We start from the raw sequence: 1,252 nt of genomic DNA on the forward strand, positions 1-1,252 counted from the left end.
GGGGATATGTTCGGCAAGGGGGGGGAGGCGCCACCGCTTATGTTTAAAAAATTTAATCACATAGTTGCCATCTTCACTTAAAAAGGCGTAGCTTTGGGAGCCGCTGGCAAGGTAGTGATAGGGCTGGCTGAGGGCAACATCGAGCTCCTCGAGATCTTCGGTGGCAAAGGGGATGTTCCAGTCGGGGTGGTCGGGAAGGCGGGAGGTGATGTTGACCCGTCCAAAATCGTCGGTGAGGAAGTGGGAAAGGCGGTCGAGCCCTAGGATTCCCCCAAAGATGGCTAAAACGATGCCGAGTTTACGGATGAGTGATCGCATCGAGCTCCTCCTTAAAGGGGATGAATAGTGCCGGGTGGTTGTTTTGGATCCATGCTTCAAGGGCACGGGTGATCCGGATCATTTCGGGGGCGTAGACCTCGGGATTTTTCTCTTCGGGAGCAACCGAAAGGCGGCCAAAGTCGATCTGGAAAGGGGTCTCCCCCATAAAGCCAAAGTTGGTGGCAAAGTCGGGGTCTTTATCGAAAAGTCCTTGGTGGCACCGGTGAACGGCAAGTCGGAGAAGGGCGCGGAGTCCCTTCTCGGCCCGCTTGTGTTCTCCTGCTTCCATCCACTGGTCGATCTGATCATAGACGAGCGCTCCTCTTTTTTGGAGGACAAACTCGACGCCGTCAAGGTCGAGGGTGTGGTGGACGCCGATTTTGTCGACGATCGTCAGCTGGGTCTGAAGGTGGTCGGTTTTAGTTAGGTGGATGTAGTGGAGCCCCGTTTCTTCGCGAAGTTTTTCATAGGCAAGGGTGTAGCTATTGAAGGTTTGCTCGAGGATGGCCCGCTTTTTGGTCCGCTTTTCCCCCAGTTTTCCGACCGAAGGGAGGAGGTTGAGCCAGGGGGGAGTCCTCATATGTTGAAACTTAAAAAGCTTTAAGATGGTCTTTCCATCTTCAGAGAGAAAGACATAGGACTGGCTTCCCGAGTTAAAGTAGGTGTAGGTTTGGTTGAGGAGGGCAGGGTCAGGGGAGCCTTTGCTTTTCCACTCCGAGTTATTTCCTGGGGGAGCATAGACATTGACCATGGCAAATCCATCGGTGGCCCGGTGGCAAAGTCGCTCGATCCCAATAAGGAGGGAGACAAAAAGAAAAATTTTCAGTAGTCGTTTCATCAAAATATCGATGCGGATACCCCTTCCTTTAGGGAGGGGAGGAAGCATCGCTCCTTTTTAGATTGTTTAATTTGTAGCCATGGTTTAAAATAGCTT

The 1,252-nt window shown here is 52.2% G+C and carries 1 protein-coding gene and 1 pseudogene; both read right to left on the reverse strand.

Features of this window, described 5'->3' with window-relative positions; all coding sequences use genetic code 11:
• Positions 1–318, reverse strand: a pseudogene (locus NEPTK9_RS09515) (hypothetical protein); the annotation flags it as partial.
• Complete coding sequence (locus NEPTK9_RS09520; protein WP_194848590.1) at positions 299–1,204, reverse strand: hypothetical protein; 906 nt, start codon at positions 1,202–1,204, stop codon at positions 299–301. The gene NEPTK9_RS09520 and the pseudogene NEPTK9_RS09515, both read right to left, overlap by 20 nt.
• Positions 1,205–1,252 lie beyond the last annotated feature (48 nt).

This window comes from Candidatus Neptunochlamydia vexilliferae (genome assembly GCF_015356785.1).
Taxonomy (GTDB): domain Bacteria; phylum Chlamydiota; class Chlamydiia; order Chlamydiales; family Simkaniaceae; genus Neptunichlamydia; species Neptunichlamydia vexilliferae.

Coding starts and splice junctions, on each gene's coding strand:
- NEPTK9_RS09520 (WP_194848590.1), bottom strand. CDS start 1,204: ATGCTTCCTCCCCTCCCTAAAGGAAGGGGTATCCGCATCGATATTTTG.